The organism is Vibrio sp. 03_296, from assembly GCF_002265885.1.
Window position 1 is genome coordinate 1 of record NZ_NPKW01000598.1, and the last position, 521, is coordinate 521.

Consider the following 521-nt stretch of genomic DNA (forward strand, 5'->3'; position numbering starts at 1 on the left):
CTCAAGTGGCCGCCTTGGATGCACTGCCTATCGTCGAGGTTCCTTTGGCATTATCTTTGTTGAAGAAACGCAGCTTCAGCCTCTCTGAACTGAAATTGGCGCCGCAATGGAAAGAAGCAAGAGAAAACATGCTACGTATAGTGGGCCACTAAAACTTAAGAAAAGACGAACTTGAAAACCAAAGCGAGATGCTTTGGTTTTTTATTGCGTGTAATTAATATTTTACACTTGATGTTTTTTATTGTTTACGGTTGATTTTTAATTCAACCCTGTTAAGTTGTTTTCAAACATGACTTCGTACTCTCAGGGATATGAGGGTGTAAAAAATATAATACAGGTTAAATGCCATGCAGAAAAGTGAACTAAGCAATATCAATATCAGCGATGAACAAGTTCTGATTACGCCAGAAAAGCTAAACAGAAACTGCCACTGAGCGACAACGCCCGCCGCTTCATTCAAGAATCGCGTAATACCGTTGCCAATATTATTCATAAGCAAGATCATCGTCTGCTGGTGGTTT

2 pseudogenes are annotated in these 521 nt (G+C 39.9%); both read left to right on the forward strand.

Annotated features, from left to right (window positions below):
• Positions 1-152, forward strand: a pseudogene (locus CIK04_RS35710) (beta-N-acetylhexosaminidase); the annotation flags it as partial.
• A gap of 195 nt (positions 153-347) precedes the next feature.
• Positions 348-521 (forward strand): annotated as a pseudogene (locus CIK04_RS26480) (3-deoxy-7-phosphoheptulonate synthase); the annotation flags it as partial.